This is a genomic window from Methanoculleus frigidifontis, from assembly GCF_030464345.1.
Classification (GTDB): Archaea; Halobacteriota; Methanomicrobia; order Methanomicrobiales; family Methanoculleaceae; genus Methanoculleus_A; species Methanoculleus_A frigidifontis.
The window spans coordinates 300624-321392 of record NZ_VCYH01000001.1 but is presented as its reverse complement, the minus strand read 5'-3'; the positions used below and the strand labels follow the sequence as shown (position 1 = coordinate 321392).

Here is a 20769-nt window from a genome sequence, read left to right as displayed (position 1 = left end):
TCACCTCGCCGGCCGCCCCGCTCCGGCGGCGTCGCGCACCTCCTGCATCCTGTCCCGGATGAGGAGGTGCAGGTCGGTCACCATTCTCCAGACATACCAGACCGGAGCGTAGCCGGCGCCGAGCACCTCCGGGTTCCGGCGCAGCCGCTCGACCAGCGTCGGGAAGTCGGGGGCGGCACCGAAGGTCCTGTAGAGTTCGGAGACGGTCTCATAGACATCGTGCATTGTAGCGGACGGAACGGAGAGCCGGAGGGCGTACTCGACCTCTTCGGGGGAGGGGAAGACGGCGAAGAACGCCGGATCCTGCGGCACCTCCTCCACGTAATCGCCGCGGAACATCGCGATGATCTGGTTCCGCCGGGAGGTGCGCCGGCCCGGCCGCGGAAACCCGCCGGGATCCAGGCAGCCGGGGAACGCCAGCCCGGCGTACCACTCCGCCGCGTAGATGGCCTGGGCGTGGCGCTCCGGGGAGAGGCGCAGTCCCCGGACGATCTCTTCTACGGCCTCCAAGACCGCGTCCGGCGTCATTCGCGTCTTCTGCCGGTCGAGGGCGGCGCAGACCTCCGGGTAGAGCGCCCGGACCCCCTCTTCCTCCGCCGTGCTGCCGTCGACGACGAACCTCTCGTCCACCATCCCGCACCAGGCGGTAGTGAAGGACACCTCCGGCTCTTCGCCCTCACCGGACGGCGGGACCTCCTGGAAACGCCGCCTCACCATGATCCCTCCGTCCGGACGTGCCTGCAGTCCATGACGAGCCGCTGGTTGGCGCAGATGAGCGATGCTTCGAGTTCGGGGTGTGCACGGAGGATATCCTCGACCCCCAGATACCCTCGGGAAGCGTTCTCCGGGCCGGCCTCTTCCCCCTCCGGCCAGGTGATGAGGGTGAAGGCGGACTGGTCTGCTCCCCGCTGGATGAGGAGCGACTCCTGACCGTCCTCGTCCCGCATGGGGAGCGTCTGCAGCCCCCCGTTGGACCGCCTGGGCGTTGCGCCGAAGCTTCCGGGAACCACATCCTGCCACTGCACGGTGCCCGCGTTTCGGAAGAGACCCCTGCCATACTCCAGGTCGGCCGCAAGACCGGGATGTTCCCCGGGGAGGATCAACGTCACGCCGTCCGTGCCGGCCGCGCCTATGACCCTGGGCATGTTCCCTTCCCAGGGCATCCGCGACTCAAACGCGACGGAACAGACACTGCCCCTCTCCGCAGGCGCGACCGTGACCCTCGGCCTGTTCCTGCAGCGCCACTGCTGGAAGACGTCCTGTATCGGGTGGAACGGCGGCAGCCGCCAGGTTTCCTGCGCCCCGGCGGCTTCAACTGCCTCCCGGAGGACGGGGTACGCGGCGGAGAGCGACTCCCGGTCATCGAACGGCGTGATGACGAACCGCCGCCCCCAGGTGTCCTCCCGCACCCACTCCGCGACGGCGTGGCTCTCGGCGGCCCGGGAGGCGAACCGCACGTAGACCCGTTCGGGGGTATCCCCATCCGTGAAGAAGGGGACGATGTCGGCGGTCACCCCACCCCGGAGGTACTGCAGGGTGTAGACCTGCAGGCCGGACGGGGTCTTTCCGGGAGTCTTCCCGACGGTAGCGCGCCTCACCGGCAAGATCCACGGGCGGCTCCGCGTACTTTCCGCGGCAGCGACCTCCTGTGCGTACCCGAGACACTCGCTGAAGTGGGGGAACCCATCGAACCGGACCGCCCCGTTCCGCGGATCGCTGCCCGGGTGCATGACAAGCGCAAAACCGGAGCCCTCCGGCCGGATCTCGAGCAGCCCCGGGCGCAATGGGCGGTGCCGGGCACTCGCGTGCAGGAAGGTTCCTTTCTTAAGAAATCGATATCCGTGACGCTCGAAGAGAAGGGAGCAGCCGCCCATCTCCAGAGGCGTGACCCTCACGGACGGCATCTCCTCCCCGAACCCGGTGAGGAAGAGCCCTGGAGTTGAGTGGTAGGGCGGGAGCTCGTAGACTGCACCGTGGATACTCCACCTCCGCTCATCCTGGCTGCGCACGGGAAATTTCCTGACCTCGGCGCTCTCGAAAGCCCGGGCACGCTCACGGAGCGCCGGGTGCGCCGACAGTGTATCCTCCCGGTCAGCGTACACCGTCATGTCCGGCGCGATCCCGCCCGCCGATTCGTCCCACCGCCAGCCCACGACGGCGTGCAGGTCGGCTCCTTCCGGCCGGACCCGGGTGTAGATCCGCTCGTTCAGAACGGGCTGGATCGCGTCCGCCGGCTCGTCGGCCACAAACGGAATGATATCCACCCGGGTGCCGCCGCAGCAGGCGGACCGGAGGACGTAGCCGAGGGGGCCGGCGAAGCGGGGCTCTCTGCCGGGTGCAGGATCGAGATTCATTCTGCCCCGCCCCCTGCAGTCGGCACGACGTCCTGGTAGTAGTTCACCAGCGGCGCCTCGAGGTCGGGGTGCTCCCGGACGACGTCACCGAGCGTCGCATACTCGGCGCAGACGCTCTCCGCTTTCTCGGCCTCGCCCGTCCAGGCCAGCAGGGTGAAGCAGTCCCTGCCGGACCCGATTGGGCGCACAAAACGGCGCCGGACCAGGAGGTATGGGCGGCCGCCGCCCTGCAGCGGGAGCACGGTCACCAGAGGCTCGTCGGGGCGGCGGTCACCGCCGAAGTTCGCAAGGAGCATCCGCTTCTGCTCGAGGCGGGCGGTGAGGGAGTGCTGCAGCCCGTGATCCAGATACGGCCGGATGTCCGGGTACAGGGCGGCGAGGCCGTTGACGGTGCCGGCGGCCCGCAGCGTGGCGGCCGCCCCTGCCTCGCCCTGCCGGAACTCGAGCAGTCCGACCGGGAGCGTCACCTGGCTGTAGAGCGGTTTGCTCATCCAGCCGCGCAGCCGGATCAGGAAGCAACACTTCTCCGGAAGCTCGATCGGCATGATGTCGACTGCCGCCGGAGCCTCGTCCCGCCAGCGCTGGAAGATGTCGCGGGCGACGCGGTAGGGCCGGAGCAGCCAGCCGGTGCCGGCGGCCATCTCGCGGACCCGGTCGCGGAGGCAGGGGTACGCCGCAAAGAGGGCGTCCTCGTCGTCGAACGCCTCCAGGTGCGGGGAGGGCAGCCCGCCCGATCCCGGCGCCCAACAGACGACGGCGTGACAGAAGCCTCTGGCACACTCGTAGCGGTGGTACACCCGCTCGCGCCGGTCCCCCTCCCCCGGGACGAGGAAGGGGACGGCGACGGCAGTGCAGGCGACGCCGCGGTAGTGGTAAATATTCGGTACGGAGACGGATCCTTCGGTAATGATGTCGATGTTTTCCATGGTGTTCACCTCAAATGCTACTCTTTCGGCAGGTATCGCGCCGCGGCGGCGTCGAACCTGCCGAAAATCTCCTCTTTCTGGAGCATGAAGTCAAGTATCGCCTCTCCCACCCTGTCGAGCGGAGGCAGGCTGTCGCGATACGGATATCGCCGGAAGTACCGCAGGCACTCCCGGAAGGTTCCCCTGTCGTGATCGACCCGGACGTAGACGCCTTCCGACGAGCTGAACCCGATGCGCAACGGGAGGCTGGAGTCCGCAATCAGCACGGCCAGTACACACGGGACGCGGATCACCTCGACACCGTTGACGTCGTACGCCGGCGACGGATTGCCTGCGTAGGGTGCCGTCAGTCCGAGGAAACTCGTCCCGCTCGCCGGGACGGTGAAGAGGAGCGCCCGGGCAGGCCGGCCGCCCCCATCCCGTACCCAGGCAGGGCGGCGCAGGACAAAGATCTCTTCCGTGTGCCCGAGCGTATAGACGGCTTTGAGAAAGTCCTGCAGCGCCGCAGGGGAGATCTCCGTCACGATGCGGTCGCGCAGGTATCCATCGTCGTACCCGCGTCCGGGGTCGGTGTGGGGTGCCCATCCCCCGAACCCGGCGTGGGCGTACTCCCAGGCCGGGCCGGCGTCGTCGACGGACACCCCGACCTGCGGCGCTTCGCCGCCCCGGATCCACACCTTTACGGTTTCTGCGCTCTTGCAGAGGCATCGGCCCATATGGGAGAGAGGGACGTGATAGACCGTTTCCTCCAGGGGGATCTCGTTTCCATCAGGCGCCGGGCAGAGGGGGGACGCCAGGAATACCTCGTGGCCGCCCCCGACCGGATGCGAGATCATCGCCAGCGGTCGCAGGCCCTGTTTCTCCTCAAGCCCGGCGTCGAGCCTGACGGAGACGAAATAATCGGTATCGATCTTCAGAAACGCGCCCAGGCTCCGCCGGAACGCCTCGTACGGAAATTCTGCAACAACTCGTGCATTGTCTGTCATATTTCTACCTTCTACAACCTCATGCCGCCGAAGAGGAGCGTGCTCCTCCGCAGCGGTTCTGTTCGACCTGCTCTCCAGTCCGGGCGGAGACCCACCCTCCGGTATCCGAATGCAATACATGCTCCGCGTCACCTCACCGAAGCGCCTGCAAAGTCAGTCCTTGCAGGAGCGTGGTTCGACTCAGATCCTGCTCAGGACCGCCTCGATCCTCCGTTCCAGATCCGCTTCGATCATCTGCCGTTCTCTGCCTATCGCCCGGAGCCGTTCAAGTTCGGCCTGCAGGTCGACCGGCTCGACCACCGGGGGGACATACAGGGTGACCTCCAGTTCGGAGCCGGTGCCGGTGCGCTGCCGTTCCCGGATCTCGGAGAGGGGGACGGCGCGGGCGAACCGGGCGACCGGCTCATCCTTCCAGGCGTCGCTCCCGCTCTGAAACGCTTCGACGATGTCGCCCACCATCCGCGAGATCCTGGAATCGAGGCTCCGCGATGCGTCCGCCGCGAGGTACGCCGCCATGTCGACGAAGAGCACCGCTCCGTCTGCATCCCGGCCGCCTTCTTTCCGAAGGGCGAGGAGGTCGACGTCGTGGAGGAGTCGCGGGAACTGGCCGGACGGCAGGCGTATCACCGCCGCGAGGGCGCCCGAGTCCACGAGAGATTCCCGGAGGTCTGCGGCCTTCGCCAGAGAGTTGCTCGGCACGAGCACCACAAGGCGACGGCTCCACGTGAGGTTCGCGAGGAGACCCTGCACCTTTGGCGCCCACTCGGTGCGGAGGTTGCGTGCCGGCACCTGGATAAGATCGCTGACGACCACGTCTGCAGGAGGGGCGGCGGCCGTGTGGTATTCGTCCAGCAGAGGAGCCGGGCCGACCTCGGCGTCCCGGATCCCGGACACCAGGAGGAGAAGCCTCGCGACCCTCCAGGGTTCCGGATCGGCGATACCGTCCGGGAACGACCACCCGACAACGCGTACCGACGCTTCGCCGGCGCGGAGTGCGCTCCTGACCAGGACAAGACCCGTCCGGGCCGCGGGGTCGAAGAGGGTCGCCCCCTCCGCCGGTCGGGCGATCTCCGCGATGAGCCCTGCGACGGGCGCCGGGGTCTGGTAGCCCTCGGCCGCACGCCCGGCGAAGAGCTCCGCGATCGTCCGGATCGCCTGCATCTCCCACTTCGCGATCTTGTCGAAGACGGAGACGAGTTTCCGGAGAGTCTCCGGGTTCAGTCCGGCGAGTACGTCGGCCTCGGCCGCCGTCCCGGCAGCCTGCCGCACCGCGTCCGCCACCTGCTCTGCGTCCCCCTCCCGGGAGGCCCGCTTCACCCGGCTCCAGTCTTTCGTCTTCACAACGGCGAGGAGAGAGAGGCAGCACCGTGCCGCGGCTTCTCCGGAGAAGTTCTCCCGCCGCAGGTCGTGCAGGACCTTCGTGACGAATCTGCTCTCTTCAGACATTCCGGGAACCATTACAGCGATCCCTCCTCGGATCTCCGGACGATCTCGTTCAGGACGCGGGTCCGGGCATCACGCTCCTCGGCGAGTGTGCGCTCGTGCTCGTAGAAGCTCCGGAAGAGTGCATAGACCTCGTCCCGCATCTCCGGCGGCGGCAACGCTATCTCCAGCTCTTCGAGGCCTTTAAGCGAGATCGACCGCGTCACCACGGAGCCGGTCGACCGCTGGGCGAACTGCTGCTGCCCGTAGGGCGAGTTGAGGTACCAGCAGACGTAGTAGGGCGAGTATCCGGGCTGCAGCGTCACCGCCACGAGATTCTGGCTGATGACACAGCCTTCTGCCCGCTCGTCGGCGACGGCGCACCGGGATGTCGAGCCGGCCGTGATGATGACGAGGTCGCCGGCGGCGACGACCGGATCCCTGGACCTCCGGGTTTTCTCCGGCTCCGCTTCCCGGACGTCCGTGGTGATCAGGCCGATCGGGTCGGTGCTCAGGTCGCCGATCCGGATCAGGCGCCGCGGCACCTCCTCTCCGCCAGTATTCTCGCTGGGACGAATCCGAATACCTTTTCGGGGGCGTCCCAGCCACATCTTCTCAAACGACATACTCTCTTTCACGCTCGGCTCACCACATTCTCCTTTGGCATAGGAGTATATAAAGCATTTCATACTTGTATACAAGTTACAATTATCCCGGCTTGCAGATGTGTTTGGGAGCACCGTGCATGCTCGCAACTGCTGTTTCGGTTAAGCAATCCTTAAATATCAGCAATTCCTGCCGGATCTGGCGAAGAAACGACCCTCACAGAAGCCCACAGACAGCCGATCTCAGGGCCGGCCATACCAAACACCCTTCAAAAATTACCCTCGCTCATACGGCCAATCTGGCCTTCCGATCCTGCCTTTTTACGGCAATCGGAGCGACATACGGCGGCCAATTTCAACGCCGAAATCCAGCCTCTGAAACCTTCATTAAAATCGAAAAAGAACGCCAAATTGCCCTTCGTCCAGGACGGAAAGAGAGGGGTATCCCCTCCCTCACGCCAGGGTCGGCACACTGTCCGCCCAGGTCTCGACCGTGGTGCGGATGGTGTCGCTCTGGTAGCTCGTGATCCGGACCGCATCACGGGAGAACGTGACGTAGTAGATCTCCCCGGACGGGTCGTGGCACTTGAGCTGGCACGAGTAGGTGTCGCCCTCGGCGTCGCGGACGGCGTCCCCACCCATCGCGGTCTCGAGTGCGGCGTTGCCCATCAGCTCGGTTGCCGCGGAACCGAACGCGGCGACGCTCGGCGCCCGTGCGGAGATCCGGCCGACGGTCTTGGCCGCGATGTCCTCGTAGATCACCTTCGCGGTGTAGGACTCGCGGTTCCGGCTGACGCCGTCATACGTGACGCCGCCCTCGACGTAGTCCACGCACCCGAAGGGGTTGTCGTTCAGCACCGACGCGATGAGTGCGTCGAAGGTGCTGATGTCGGCGATCGGAGCGGTGAGCTCCCGGACCGCCGTCTTGGTGTTGTTGGTCTCGACAAAGTCTGCCATTGGTCTGCTCCTGCCTGTCGAGTCCCGGGATGACAGACACTCATAAAATATAACCTCAAGTAATATTAATCTACCTTGACTCCCTATGCTTTCTTCAATGGAGGAATGCCGAAATGACAGAGGAGAAGACGACCCGGGAGCTTGTCTATGAGACGAACCGGGACGTGAAGTGGATGTGCAAGACGCTGCAGCGGATGGAGAAGACGCACGAGGACTTTGAGACCCGGCTCCGCGACCTCGAGGGCTGGCGGCACACGAAGATCGGCGAGGAGCAGCGGATGCAGCGGATCAGTGCCGGCGCCGGCGGGCTGGTCGGCGGGGTCGTGGCGGTGGTGGTGCGGGTGATCGGTGGGTGGTGACAGATCTCACAAGGATTGTTCCTGAATCTTTCAAAGCCTTCTGCAGCCTTTTGAGGGAAATGGGGCTAGGATAGCATATAATGGACTAATTGCGACAGCCCTCCAATTAGAGATTTTCGAGCCGCCCTCAATCTGAAACAGTTAAAAATGTATTATTTTCATTTTTTGCCGGTAACAACGAAAAGCATATACCTTTGCTTGAGAACCTCGATTTCCTTCAGACTTACATTTGCTTTTGAGTATCGCCCCACTCTGACTTTTCGACCCGACTTTTCTCTTTTGGCTGCAACAAAATTATACCGTCCTTCTCCTCTCGATTCAACGCTGAAAAAGTATGTTTTTCCATCATTATATCCGACCAGATTTCCTTCGGAATCACACGTCCAATATCCTAGATAATTTAGCCTCTCTAGTGCTCGGCGCATTTCAAGTGCCATCTGATAGCGACGTGATGGATCAACGTGAGTTGCCTTGCTCAAAATCATTTTTAGATTACGTGGAATGAATGGGAGATAGTCGCAGGATTGAATGACCTTCCCTTGTTGAACTAAGTCACAATAACCTTCCAGTCCACTGTCTTCAAGTATTTTTCTCAATTTCGCCTCGCCGTTCAGCAATCGAAATGCTGTCATTCCAACTTGATAGATATCTGTCTGTATGCTGATCTGCTTGTCACTGAGTGTTTCTGGAGCTGCATGAGGGTAGTAAAATGCTTTTGACTGAACCGGAACTAATTCAGGTGAATAACATGAGATTCCGTAATCTGTTAGAGATGCCTCATCCTCTTGACCAATTAGGATATTTTGGGGTTTGATGTCACCATGATAGATACCGTTCACATGGAGATGTTCTAATCCTTTCAGGACATCAATCAGGTAGCGGATACCTTCTTGAAGCGGTATAAAGTCCAGTTTGTTAAGTTTGTTTATGATAGACCCGTTTGAATAAAAATCCATGGCAATGAGAAGCAACACCTTCTCTTCGTATATGTCTGTATCTGCTGAGTGGACTCTCACAAGATTTCTATGATCAAGGTGATTGCCTATTTGAGCTTCTTGCAATACGTCATCCGCAGCTTCCTCTGATAAAACTTGGATCTTTACTGCAACATCACGATCGATGTGGATGTCATGCGCCAGCCACACCTCACCAAAAAACCCCCCACCAATTCTCTGGCACAGGCGGTACTTATAGAGCAAATCACCCGGATCCAAGGATATGCCACAAATCATGTGATTTTCTCTCTCTCAGACCAAGCAACTGCGACTGCATCAGCCAATTTGGCAGCCCAATTATATTCTGTAAGTCCGGTTATTTCTTCCGCGAGTGTTTTGACCCGGGAACTGTTTGTACCAATCGATGTATATCGCTTAACGCTGACTGTTTTGCGCCTTTGGGCAGCAACCAGTAAAATTACGCTGTCGTAATATGCAATTTCTCGATCGGCATTCTTCTGTCCGCCGGGATGATGTTCTGCCATTTTTAATGCAATTCTCTCAATTTCAGTGTATAAACTTAATACCCGGTCAAGTTCCTGATATAACCAATAAATTTTTTCTTCCGGATTTTTGGCACTTGCTGGGAAAGTGAGTCTGTTTTCCTCGACTGCGTTAACAAATCTCGCTTTATCTCCATTAAATTCTAAAATGGCATACCAAACCTCTTCAGTACTTGAACGAACACCTAGTATCTGCATTCATAGTCCCCACAGTTTTAGGAGACTTATATCCGAGAAAATGAAAAGCTTTGGGTTTTCAGCTGCGCCATCTAGCAATGGTTGCCAAATACACGGCTTTTTCGAAAATGCAGCCCACTTTGAACTTCGACCGTTTCTCAATGACAAATCCGATCGCCGCTGGAAGAGCTGTCACACAGCGCAATGCTCAGTATTGGACAGTGAAAAGGGTAAAGCGACGCCTGAACTACACGACCTTCCGCACATACCGGCATTTCACCGTCAGGTCGAACGCCTTTTCGCGAACATTGCTGTACTCCGCACAGAACGTCCTGCCCTCCCCGGGCGCGAGTTTTGGTATCCGGTAGGAACCCGCGTCGATGATCAGGCTGCCTGCCGGGTCGGAGAACGTATACGTCACCTTGACGTTCTCCACCGGAGCCGCCCCCTCGTTCGTTATCGTAAAGTTCCGGGAATACACCGGGGTCGGGAGAACGCCGATGTCGTCGGGTCCCAGATAATCGTATGACTCTGCCGGGCCGAACGAGATCGCCAGGTCTGCCGTTCCTGCAGCCAGCAGGATCCCGTATGAGATGACGAGGACCCCGGTGAGGGCGCATCCCGCGAGGAGCAGCAGGACGAGGTTGCGGGAGAGGCGCGTCATGCTCCGGCGGCGAGTTCTCTATCTTCGCGCCGCCACTTCAGGAGCATTCGCGCCCCCACGATGAGATACAGCACAAAGAAGACGTAGACTGCAGCGGTCAACCCGTAATAGACCGGCGTCAGCGGGGGGATCAGAGACCTGTTCGCCGACGCAATGTCACAGACGACCCATATGCCGCAGAAACTCGCGATGACCGCCATCGCCGGCCAGATATTCCGCAACTGCAGCGCTTCGCGATCTCTCGGATGCATTCTTTCGTGCCTCGTTTTCAATTTCGAGGCACGGACATATAACTTTGTCCCTGCCGCCGGTCGCGGTTCGGCCGGCTTTCGGCAGGCCGTCACGGAGCCAGGCAGGGCCGGTCTCCTCGTCATGTACATTTTCACCCTGCGCGGGGTTCTTTACTATATATCCAGAACACGACGATCCTTGCATGGCAAAGCAGTTCCTTCTCTCCGACCAGACCCTCTTTCGGGACGTTGACGTCTTTGAGATCGACTACGTCCCCGAGTTCTTCAACTACCGCGAACCACAGATGAGCGAACTCGCCTACCAGATCAGCCCGGCGCTCCGGGGCGGGCGGGCGTTGAACGCCATCTGCACGGGGCTGCCCGGCACCGGGAAGACGACGAGCGTGCTCCGGGTCTTCACCGAACTCGAGCAGTTCCGCGGGAAGGTTCTGCCGGTCTACGTGAACTGCCAGACCGACCGGACGAAGTACATGGTCTACTCGCGGGTCTACGCGACGCTCTTCGGCCACACGCCGCCGCGGACCGGGCTCTCGATCCTGTCGGTGATGGACGCGATTGGTGATAGCCTGCAGAAGCGGAAGCTCAGCCTGGTCGTCTGCCTGGACGACGCAAACCTGCTGCACTACGACGGGGTGCTGGGCGATGTCTTAAACTCCCTGCTCCGGCTGCACCAGGACTACCCGGGCGTGCGGACCGGCGTCTTTGCGACCATCAGCGATATCGACCTGGACCTGGTAACGGATCTCGATCCCTGGGTAGTCTCTGTCTTCCGGCCGACGATGATCTACTTCCCGCCCTACGATGCCGACGAGATCCGGGGCATCCTCCGCGAACGGGTGCGCGCCGGGCTCTACCCGAAGGTGCTCTCGCCGGAGATGTTCGATATCATCGTGGAGCAGACGATGGAGTCGGGGGACGTACGGGTGGGGCTCGACCTGGTGAAGCGGGCGGCCATGCATGCGGAGCGTGCCGCCCGGACAGAGGTCGTCCGGGAGGATATCATGGCCGCCTACGAGCAGGCTAGGCATGTACATCTCGTCTGTACCGTCCGGGCGCTCTCGGCGGGCGAGCGGCTGCTGTTCCGACAGATCGCGGAGCTGTCGCAGGAGCAGACCGAGCCGCTGATCTCAAAAAACATCTATGCGGCGGTGAAGGATACTGCGAAGATAGGCTACACGGTGTTCTTCAAGCGGCTGCAGAAGCTCAACTCCCTGCGGCTGGTCGACATGATTCGGGTGCGGTCGAGCGACCGGACAAACGAGATCGTGCTCCGGTACGAGCCGGAGAAGGTGCGGGAGGTGTGCGGGTGAAAGGCTAAGTCAGCCTTCAATCCCAAGCATCTTTTCAACAAACCTCATACCGTCCTCGAGGAAGAGGATGTGAAGCTCATCGTAACGATTCCTTCCAGGGTTCTGAAATTTTTTGTCAGCATCTACCCGTTTTGTCCTTGAGATTATGAACGAATCAAGCGAAAAATCATCTATCCCGGTTCTGGATTTAATTCGTCTTTCGACTTCCTGAATGTCATTGCATAGTTGAACTTTCTCGTCTTCAAATCCGTTCAGATGGATGATACCCTTTGGATCGGCGAAAACAATCCTCTGATAGTTTGTCTGGTTGTCGACCACCCAAAGAATGAAATCAGGGTAGAACCATGCTGTCTTATAAAAGCCGACGCCTTTATCGTTAGGGCGATTACGGAGGAGATATATTGTCTTATCGGTGAGTTCGGCCTCGTGGCTTTCCACATACTCCCTTAATCGTTCGACAAAGATCCTTTCACCGGAGTTTAATTCCTGTGGAGTAATCGAGAATTTGCTCTCTTGAGCCTCTTTTGTAAGAAGCGGCTGGAAAAGATGGCGCTCATAAAATGCATTGGCAATGAATCTGCCACCGTTGGAAACGATGAACAGGTCAATGTTTGAATCTATTTCTTTCGCCTGTTGGATGATATCAGATGCGGATTCGTCAACCTCAACAATGTACTTCTCAAAGGCAAAGTTGCCATGACCTTCGGTCAAAGTCCCCATACGGGCGTTTTCATGGAACCATTTGCTCTGCCGATCCGCATAGGTCGCCTTGAGGGTCTTCTTCAAGATGGTAATGGCGATGTTTTCCACTTTTTCGATGTCGGCAAACTTTGTTGGACGAACCATATGCTTCGGGCAAGTAAGGGCATAATTTCCATCTTCGATGATCTTTTTCAGTTCCTTTTTGTCAAAAACAATGTTTGACCATCCGTTCAAGGCTCGGTAATCAAGGAGAACAAAGTAGATTCGGTTCCAGTCGAGCAGATCAAGGAGTTCTGCTGGAATAGCCACCGGTTCTTCCCGCTGATCCGCTTCAAGCGACATGTTCTCATAATAACTGCTCTGCTTGAGGTCAACCTTCACCGATAGGTCAGCAGATATGGTGCGTACCGCTGCGGAGTCGAGGACGAATTGTATCTGCCGCTTGAATCCGGATCGCTCAATAGACGGAACCTTGAGCCCACGTTCAAGAGTATCGTGTTGTATGGTAATTGGAATCTCAAATGGGACACGGAGATCCGTATTCATGCCACCCTGTCTAAGATAGTCTTCGAATTTCTTGAGATAATCTGCCTTGACACCGAAAAGATTTAGCGTCTCAAGGATGGGAAGGTGGGTAGGATGATCCCCGAAACTGCTGGTGCTCCTTTTCAATGATCCGTCCTTTCCTTTCAGCCGCACGCCGCGACCGAAGAGCTGAATGATCTGAGTTCCCTCACTCTGCCCAATATCGAGGAGACCCATGGCACTGACGCGGTAGCAGTCCCAACCTTCGAGGAATTTTTTTGCCCCGATTAGAATATTTACTGCCGATGCATGACTGTTGATGGAGGCAAATAACGAGGGGTGATCTATGGCGGGACCTACTTGGAGGGCGGTTTCGGCTTCCTCCACGAGTTCTAGGAACTTGTTGCGATCTCCAACATAAATTAGAGCAAAGAATGGATTGCCCCCGCAGGAAACCGATATCTCCCCAGCTGCTCCTTTCAACGGCGTTAGGACAATTGAGCCGCCTTCCCTGACGTGAAAGACTTCTTTGAGGATATCCGTGTACAGATCAACTGCGTTCTTTCCCTGCTGTCGGATATAGGAGAAGCGCCGTTCCTGAAACATCGGCCCAAAGAGATCATGATCGTTTTTTGTTTTGATGCCCGAGTTGCCATCAAGAAAACGCTGGATCGTTTCAATGACCCAGCCCCGTTCGGTAACTACACGGTTGAGGAAGGAAATGATCTTAAAAACGTCGGATTCTTCCTCGGATACGTTCACCTGACTTCCGACGAATAACCAGAGTGGATCCGCGAGATTGTAATCCCGAACCATGAATGGATAATCACGGTGGACTGCCTTCTGTTGGTAGAATGAGAGCAGGTTTGCAAGAAAGAGCGTATCTCGAACGTCTTCATCGTATGCGTCATCTCGGACATTGAGAAGGCGATACTCTTTCCCATAACCATCATCGTAGAAGTGACGGTACGAATAGTCGAAGAGGATAGATTTACCGTACTCAGCGAGAAGGTCATTGGCACCGTTTCTTCCGTTTCCAGAACCGACGGCTTGGCCAAGGGTTGCACTATACTCAAAGGCAAATCCTTGCTCTGCCAACCAATTCCGGTTAGCCCTCCAGGTATTCCCACCACTCCCCTTGTGCGCTTCATCGACAAAGATGAGGTTCTTCTTTCCGAAGCTCTCAATATCAACGGAGGCACCGCTCCCTTTTTTCTGCTCAACTATCTTCTGGATCTCAATGACCTTGATAGTATCAGACGACTCAAATGCGCAGAGCCCGCCGGGGTTCTGAGCTTGGAAACGTTCGCAGGGGATGGAACTTTCTTTGAGATGGTGGAGATGCTGGTTGGTAAGGTCTTCCCCGGGCGTGATAAGTAAAATGTTGTCGATCTTGAGTTGATATTTCGGGACAGCATTCCGGTTGTGATAGAGGAACTGAAGATAGGTGAGGTGCATGAGGAATGTTTTGCCCGACCCTGTTGCCATCCAGAATGCGAGTTTCCGAAGGTCATCAACGCTGAAATCAAACCGATCATAAGCTCTTTCTCTCCTGGCAGTTCCGGATACGCTTTGATTAACAAAGACCTCCACGTGATCGTTGAGACTGTTAAGGAGCACAACGCGGTCAGTAAAAAAGCGGTGCAGATAGTATTCGGTGAAGAGGGCCGCGAGCCACTGGAAGTACTTGAGCCGGACAGGTGTTTCGCGTCTTTGGTTTATGTGAGCCAGATGAGCACTGATCCGCAGGTCATAGGTTTCAAGATCATCAGGATCAATGAGTAATCCGGGTTCACCACCAATCCGCTCAAGTTCTAACCACTTCAAGAGGGCATCGCAGAATGAGCTGATCCCGTCTTGCCGCTGCTCCGCTTCGCGTTCTTCAGAGTCCTTGCCCTCAGTGCTGGAGAGGAGTGCTCGAACATCCCGGTATTTCTCTTTGCTAGTTATCCCGAATTGGTGGAGCACGTAGTCGTTGAGGATGAGCCACTCATGGAGAGCCATGATCCATTCACGCCCCCATGAGATCCTTGAATTCCTTTTCAATGGGGCGGGCTCCGTCAACGAAGCAGTAGCCGTTCACGTACACCACGTCGGCAGGAAGTTCCGTAAGGACATGCTCCTCGATAAAGGCCTTATCAGCTTTAAGGAATACTTCATCAGTGGTGCATTTCCTCCAGATAATCGTTGCTGACTGTTTGGAGGGGAGAGTGCCGTGGACGACCTGATAGTGAGTGCTGGTTGCCTCGTTGTCAAAGGGAACGAGCTGCTTTACTCGCAATCCAAGGAGATAGTTGAAGGTGTCAACAAGGTCTACAGTCCTGTCTTCGTGACCCTTGCCATCAGCCCGGCGTATACGAAGTTTGTACTCAAATGGATTGCGGAAGGCGTCTAGGTTCACCCGGCACAAACTATCACGTGATTCGACGTCGAGTATGTAGTGAAGGAGATAGTCGTCAAACTGGTCAAGCGTCCGCTGCTCAAGTACTATATTGTCGAGAGTGTCCTCGTACTGCTCCAGCTCGATGTACTTGAACATGTGGCTCTGACCAGTGCCATCCGGTTCCGGTTCGCCATCTTTCCAACTATCAGAGTACATCACTTTCTGGATGCGGGGCTTTGTTACAGTATCGAAGTAGTTACCCATCTCAGCGAGAATGTACTTCCGATCGCCTCCGTCTTCCTTGTTAAGGTTAAGAACAGCATGAGCCGTCGTACCGGAACCGGCGAAGAAGTCCAACACTATATCGTCAGGATTTGCCCAATGTTTAATTAAATCCTGGACCAAAAATATCGATTTTGGGTAGCTAAATTCGTTTTCTCTAAAAAATTTATTCAAATATTTTGTGCCATAGGTAGTCGCAGAATATTTTGCGTCAGCCCATAGTGTTTTGGGCTTTTTCCCATCTGGCATCCGAGTTTTTTTCACGATCTCTGCACGACCAGCTTTCTCGATTACTGATATTTCTCCATTTGCGATATCACGTTTTGCGCTTTCAGTCTCCAATCTCCAGATTCTATTCTCCCCTTTAGGGTCTATTGGCCAAATTTCAGTCGAATTCTCAAAAGGTTCAGTACTCACCCGTTTATCAGCTAAATTTATGTATAAAGGATACCATTGTCTGCGTCTGTCTGCTGGGCGGGAATTTCCTCCTCTTCTTCGCAGATTATCCCAGAGATAGAGTCCTTTAGAGTCTGTCTCTGTATATTGTGCGATCTCTTCAGGCGTTAATTCTCTTAATAGTAATTCAGATTCGGAAATGTCTTTCGCAAAAACATGACAATAATCGTGGCTTAGTGCAGGGGCATTTGGCTTCAAATTTTGACCTGCAGGATTAATCTCAATCGCAAAAGTCGCTATGTAGTTTTCAACTCCGAAGATGCTGTCTGAAATGATCCTCAAGTAGGATGTTTCAGTATCGTCGATAGCAACGGAAAGCGTCCCTGACTTCGGTAGCAAATCTCTAGCCAATAGCAATCTGTCTGCCATCATAGATAGCCAAGAAGAATTCTTATAATCGTTCTTATAGACAAACGTGCCTTCAACCGTGTTGTAAGGTGGATCGATATAAATGCAATTGATGCTTTCCGCGAATCTGTTTTTCAGCAAATTCAATGCTTGCCAGTTCTCTGATTTTATAATTAAACCAGATGTATCTTCTTCTAAATTTTCAAAAGTGCTGAGCAATTTTTCGACAAATACTGCATCAAAATTTTTTGTGTCGAGTATTAAGTAGGGATTTGCTTCTTGGAACAAGTTAGGTTCTTCTACTAAAAACGATGAAAGGCTAGCCTGCCTGCTGCTATCTAAATTGAACTCGAGCAATTCTTCCCAATTATCTCTCATCCCAACAACAATCTCCTCAAAATGCTCCGCGAAGAATTCCTCATCGATCATATCAAGCGTCATGCAGTAATTCGTTGAGAGTACGAACTTCTTCTTCTCCCAGAGTTTCTTCTGGAACTCCTCCATCTGAGCGAGAAAGTCGATGATACGAAGACAGATCGTCTTCATCACACGGGCACACGCAACGTAGTGCTGCATCTGTCGCTCGTTATCGGCTGTCAGATCATCGAGGCGGAAGACCTCATTCTTGATGTAGAAGTCGAGCTCCTGTGCAAGGAACTTGTGTAGATTCTTGTGGATGAAGTAGTCGGACGTATGCTGCGAGGAAAAGCGGGTGATGTGCTTTTCAAGCAGTGGTTTATTATCACCTGGTTTTCCCAGACTTAGACTCGCCTTCAGATCGGATCCGGGAACTTGTTCGAGAATCTTGGTGGCGACTCCCTTGATCACATCGTCACGGTTCGGGTTTTTGCGTTTTGCCCCCCTAGGAATAAATTCCGTATACTCGTTTAGGGCTACATCATCGAGGGTGATGAACTGGAAGCGAATGATGAGTTCCCGGGCATTTTCCTTCCATTCTACGGGGATGATTGCCTCACTTTCATCGTTTGCTTCCGTCTCGGGAGCAAGAACCAAATGCCGTTTTTCGGTCTTGTTATTATTTTTAGTTGATTCCGCCTTCACAACTTCAAATCGAACAGTAGTATTTTCCCCGACCTCAAATCCATAATTCTTCAGGTGCCGCTCCGTCTTGATGTAGTACTGATCCTTGTTTGCCCAGTGGAGCAGCACTTCCTCACCGTTATAGGGGATGGCGTACTTCCCATCGGCCGAGTAGCGGCGGAGCGACATGAAATCCCCGTCATCATAGTACCTGCCGAAAAAGTCGGCGATGCGGGAGAATACTTCACCTTTGTGCTGGTCGCTCATGGCACATGCCCGTACGCGATTGCAGACAGCCAGGTAACGCTCATTGAGTTCCTGAGCTATAGGGGTAATAAGTAGATCCTCCCGAATACTATCCTTCGCGAGTGCTTTATCTCCAAGTTTGTGCAGGATCTCCTCTTCAAGCGCCTGTTTGTCCCGCTCTGCCATTTCCCGCTGCTGAGCAGTGTACTCGCCGAAGACCGCATCAACCTCTTCAATCAATCCGTTGTTGATAAACTCCTCGACCTGCTCCCGTCTCAACTTCATGATCCGGTACATGCCATGGTCAAGTTCAGCTGCATCCTCAATCTGGAAGAGCTCGCGAAGGACTTTCTTCAGGTTCTTCTTGTGCTCCTCCATCTTTTTGTGTTCATATTCTTCTAGTGTCTCTCGTCGTGGCATGCTTTCCACCTGCAGATAATGCTGTAATCACAACGTTTACAAAATTGCCCCGGGCAGGGCGTAAACCTGCCGCTTTCTATATCGCTGATACGCTCTTCAGTGCGCCTGACGGTTTCGGCAACAGTCTCCTGCCCCACATCGACCGCTTCCACCAACGCTTCTTCAAGGAAACCAACCGATCCATTGCGTACCGTCTCGCCCAATGTTGACAGCCCGTGTGCGTATAACCGAATTTGGGTTGCCACCTCCTCAGTCGTCGTTGCTGCGTCCGTCGCTTTGTAGTCCCTGATCTCAACCCCATAGCCATCATGCAGAATCACATCGGCCTTCCCAGCGACAATCGCGTTCTGCAGTGGAAATTCAATCCGTGTCTCCACCTCCCGGATTCTGTGCATATCCTCTTCACACGCATGCACGAAACGAATCAAGTTTCGCCTTGCATTCAGTTTGATCTCCTCCATCCGCTTTGGCGGCATAAAGGGCATGTAGAAGTTACGGCCGATGGCCGTTGAGACAGCGCTACGCACGGAGTACCCTTCCTCACGCATCAGCTCCGCGGCCGTTCGCATGCAGAAGTGAAGCGTCGATCCGTAGCCAAGGTACTTGCTCAACCCCGGCTGATACCCCCAGAGATGGCGTAGTCGGTAGAAGTGCGGACATTTCCCATAATCGACAATCTCTGTGGCCGCGTATGTCCGGAGTTCATCCGAAGCCTCGCTGACCCGTAGAGGATAGAGGGGCAAAGAAGTCGCCGGATTCCATTCCTGAAGGTTAAGCTCATCAAGGTCATCCATGAATTCGCTGCTACCCCGGTTTTGCCCCCCGGCCGAGGTGAACCTGCTGACCACAACCACGTCCTTTGCCCGGGTAAGTGCCACGTACAGCAGTTTACGTTCGCTTTCCAGATCGCCTTCGTACTTCACGGCATCGAACAGATTCCTGGGAATGAACCAATCGCGCTGACGCCCGACCATTGAGGAGGGAAAGCGCCGGGTGACCATGGAGGGAATGAAGACCAGGGGCCACTCCAGACCTTTGCTCTGGTGAATTGTGAACACGTTCACCGCATTGACTACGTCCATCTCATCGCCTGGGTGTTCCTCGTATTTTGAGCTTGCAAACATGTTGATGTACCAACAGAGATTTTTGAGATCGCGTGGCCAATCCGCCCCCCGGCCACCAAGCCTGTTTGCAGTCTCAAAATCGGTGAGAATGTTGCCGAAATTACCGACATTTGCCATAACAGCAGCGTGAACGGGATCCGCCGGATCAAGGAAGTGATAGCCGAGAGTTGTGAGGAGCTGGTAGTACGCCTCGGTGAAGTTTTCGTAACCACCCTTAAGGACCGATTCCTTCCATAAACGAATAGACCTCTCAAGCAGCTCTGCATTCTCGATCCCAGCCGGGAAACCCTCTTGCCAATTTCGGATTGCCGCTGTGAGTATCTCGTCACCAGTGATCCGGTTTTTCCAGTCCCACCGATTTTCCTGCCAGAACCCGTCTTCAGAGAGCCAGCAAAAGATCTGGCCAAGTGATCGAATTTCGGGTCTCCGGAACAACCCCACCTTACCGCCGACTATGCAGGGAATCCCTCTGCGGCGCATTTCATCAATGAAGGGTGGGGCGGAGGTCGTCACACTCCGGAATAACAGAGCGATATCTTTGAACGAACAGATACCTCCATTGACATACCGCTCAATCTGGTCGCATATCCACACCGCTTCAGCGGTATCATTCTCCAATGCGATTCCGTACGTGGCACCTTCCTCCTCCCTGACCTTATCCATGTGGGGTTCTTCGTCACCCCGGAAGGTATCGGAAAAACTGTTAGCAAGATCGATGACTTGCCGTGTACTCCGGCGGTTTTCGGTGATTGGTATGGTGGCACAGTCAGCGTAATTATGCTTGAAATCATCAAAACACTGCTCATCAGAACCACGCCATTGATAAATCGTCTGCCTCGGATCACCGACGATAAAAATCGATGCGCCATTTCCGATAAGCTGAATAAGACGTTCCTGGGCCCGGTTGATGTCCTGATACTCATCGACGATAAGGTGGGTGACGCTATTGAGAACTTCAGGATTCTCAGCGAGTTTCTCCACGGATATGCTGATCATACGATCGAACGTGAGCCGCTTGTGCTCATCGAGTAGCTGCTCATACGACCGGAACATTCTGTAAAAATCGGGAGCATGGCTTTCTAACCTATTTTGAGGTAGCATCTCTCCATAGACCACACTGAGAGTATTGAGAAACGCCTCACAATTAGCCGAATAAAATCCATTTTTGCCGAGACCCAGGCTCCAACCTACACGCATGATGAACGCCATTTCCTGGCGTTCATCAAGCACCCCATAATCGCCGTATCCAAAATGTTCCTCGAGAATCCGAGAGCAGTATCCATGGATTGTCCCAACGTACATATCGCCCAAACGTGCGCAAATCTCCTCTCCACCAAGATGTTTTACCCGTTCGTAGATGCGGCTTTTCATACTCTCCGCCGCATTCTCTGTGAACGTGAATGCCACGATAGCAGAAGGTTCCACTTGCTTCTCGAGAAGGAGGTAAACGATCCGTCGGGTCAGGGTCTCCGTTTTACCAGCCCCTGCTCCTGCGATAATCCGAATGTGATTGCGTTTACAGAGTACGGCTAGTTTCTGGGGATCTGATAGGGGCTTGGGTTCGCTGAGTATTCTTTGAGTAATTGGAGAGCAGGGTTGTTCCATGTTTTCAGATCGTTAACCGGAGGGCTTAAATTTGTCGAAATAAGTCCATATTATTTGGTTAAAATGAGAATAAGCGTATTATATGCACTAAATTGCTGAAAATTCATTAAAACCTGTAAAACAAATCC

16 protein-coding genes are annotated in these 20769 nt (G+C 55.6%); 2 read left to right on the top strand and 14 right to left on the bottom strand.

Annotated features, from left to right (window positions below):
- The 7 genes from FGU65_RS01595 to FGU65_RS01565 form a co-directional block, all read right to left on the bottom strand.
- Positions 1 to 717, bottom strand: a complete 717-nt coding sequence (locus tag FGU65_RS01595; protein WP_301662645.1) for a hypothetical protein — start codon at positions 715 to 717, stop codon at positions 1 to 3.
- A complete protein-coding gene (locus tag FGU65_RS01590; protein ID WP_301662644.1) occupies positions 711 to 2354 on the bottom strand; it encodes a hypothetical protein in 1644 nt (547 codons plus the stop codon). Before FGU65_RS01590 ends, FGU65_RS01595 begins: the two co-directional genes overlap by 7 nt.
- Positions 2351 to 3280, bottom strand: coding sequence for a hypothetical protein (locus tag FGU65_RS01585; protein ID WP_301662643.1), 930 nt, complete (start codon positions 3278 to 3280; stop codon positions 2351 to 2353). The genes FGU65_RS01590 and FGU65_RS01585 overlap by 4 nt, the downstream gene beginning before the upstream one ends.
- Positions 3281 to 3297: 17 nt before the next feature.
- Positions 3298 to 4266: a hypothetical protein gene (locus tag FGU65_RS01580; RefSeq protein WP_301662642.1), complete on the bottom strand. Its 969-nt coding sequence runs from the start codon at positions 4264 to 4266 to the stop codon at positions 3298 to 3300.
- Positions 4267 to 4446: 180 nt separating this feature from the next.
- Positions 4447 to 5724 carry an N-6 DNA methylase gene (locus FGU65_RS01575; RefSeq protein ID WP_301662641.1) on the bottom strand — a complete coding sequence of 426 codons (1278 nt, stop codon included), beginning with the start codon at positions 5722 to 5724 and terminating at the stop codon, positions 4447 to 4449.
- Complete coding sequence (locus FGU65_RS01570) at positions 5724 to 6233, bottom strand: restriction endonuclease subunit S domain-containing protein (RefSeq protein WP_301662640.1); 510 nt, start codon at positions 6231 to 6233, stop codon at positions 5724 to 5726. The genes FGU65_RS01575 and FGU65_RS01570 overlap by 1 nt, the downstream gene beginning before the upstream one ends.
- Before the next feature lie 513 nt (positions 6234 to 6746).
- Positions 6747 to 7250, bottom strand: a complete 504-nt coding sequence (locus FGU65_RS01565) for a hypothetical protein (RefSeq protein ID WP_301662639.1) — start codon at positions 7248 to 7250, stop codon at positions 6747 to 6749.
- A gap of 113 nt (positions 7251 to 7363) precedes the next feature.
- Between FGU65_RS01565 and FGU65_RS01560 the strand changes: the two genes are divergently transcribed.
- Entirely contained in the window at positions 7364 to 7609 is a 246-nt protein-coding gene (locus FGU65_RS01560; protein WP_301662638.1) for a hypothetical protein, read from the top strand.
- 158 nt (positions 7610 to 7767) lie between these two features.
- Here FGU65_RS01560 and FGU65_RS01555 read toward each other — a convergent pair whose 3' ends face one another.
- The 4 genes from FGU65_RS01555 to FGU65_RS01540 all read right to left on the bottom strand — a co-directional run bounded on the left by FGU65_RS01555 (position 7768) and on the right by FGU65_RS01540 (position 10199).
- Positions 7768 to 8808: a serine/threonine-protein kinase gene (locus tag FGU65_RS01555; RefSeq protein WP_301662637.1), complete on the bottom strand. Its 1041-nt coding sequence runs from the start codon at positions 8806 to 8808 to the stop codon at positions 7768 to 7770.
- Between the two features lie 29 nt (positions 8809 to 8837).
- On the bottom strand, positions 8838 to 9305 hold the full coding sequence (locus tag FGU65_RS01550) for a hypothetical protein (RefSeq protein ID WP_301662636.1): 468 nt from the start codon (positions 9303 to 9305) through the stop codon (positions 8838 to 8840).
- Positions 9306 to 9531: 226 nt separating this feature from the next.
- Positions 9532 to 9948 carry an FxLYD domain-containing protein gene (locus FGU65_RS01545; RefSeq protein ID WP_301662635.1) on the bottom strand — a complete coding sequence of 139 codons (417 nt, stop codon included), beginning with the start codon at positions 9946 to 9948 and terminating at the stop codon, positions 9532 to 9534.
- Entirely contained in the window at positions 9945 to 10199 is a 255-nt protein-coding gene (locus tag FGU65_RS01540) for a hypothetical protein (RefSeq protein ID WP_301662634.1), read from the bottom strand. Before FGU65_RS01540 ends, FGU65_RS01545 begins: the two co-directional genes overlap by 4 nt.
- 182 nt (positions 10200 to 10381) lie before the next feature.
- Between FGU65_RS01540 and FGU65_RS01535 the strand changes: the two genes are divergently transcribed.
- Positions 10382 to 11509, top strand: coding sequence for an ORC1-type DNA replication protein (locus tag FGU65_RS01535; protein ID WP_301662633.1), 1128 nt, complete (start codon positions 10382 to 10384; stop codon positions 11507 to 11509).
- 9 nt (positions 11510 to 11518) lie between these two features.
- On the opposite strand, the gene FGU65_RS01530 is transcribed toward FGU65_RS01535, so the two are convergent.
- Genes FGU65_RS01530 through FGU65_RS01520 form a run of 3 tightly spaced genes read right to left on the bottom strand, consistent with a single transcriptional unit; the run spans position 11519 to position 20641 of the window.
- Complete coding sequence (locus FGU65_RS01530; protein WP_301662632.1) at positions 11519 to 14740, bottom strand: DEAD/DEAH box helicase family protein; 3222 nt, start codon at positions 14738 to 14740, stop codon at positions 11519 to 11521.
- 7 nt (positions 14741 to 14747) lie between these two features.
- Entirely contained in the window at positions 14748 to 17912 is a 3165-nt protein-coding gene (locus FGU65_RS01525; protein WP_301662631.1) for a site-specific DNA-methyltransferase, read from the bottom strand.
- Positions 17891 to 20641 (bottom strand): ATP-dependent helicase, encoded by a 2751-nt coding sequence (locus tag FGU65_RS01520; protein ID WP_301662630.1) that lies wholly within the window; start codon positions 20639 to 20641, stop codon positions 17891 to 17893. Before FGU65_RS01520 ends, FGU65_RS01525 begins: the two co-directional genes overlap by 22 nt.
- Positions 20642 to 20769 lie beyond the last annotated feature (128 nt).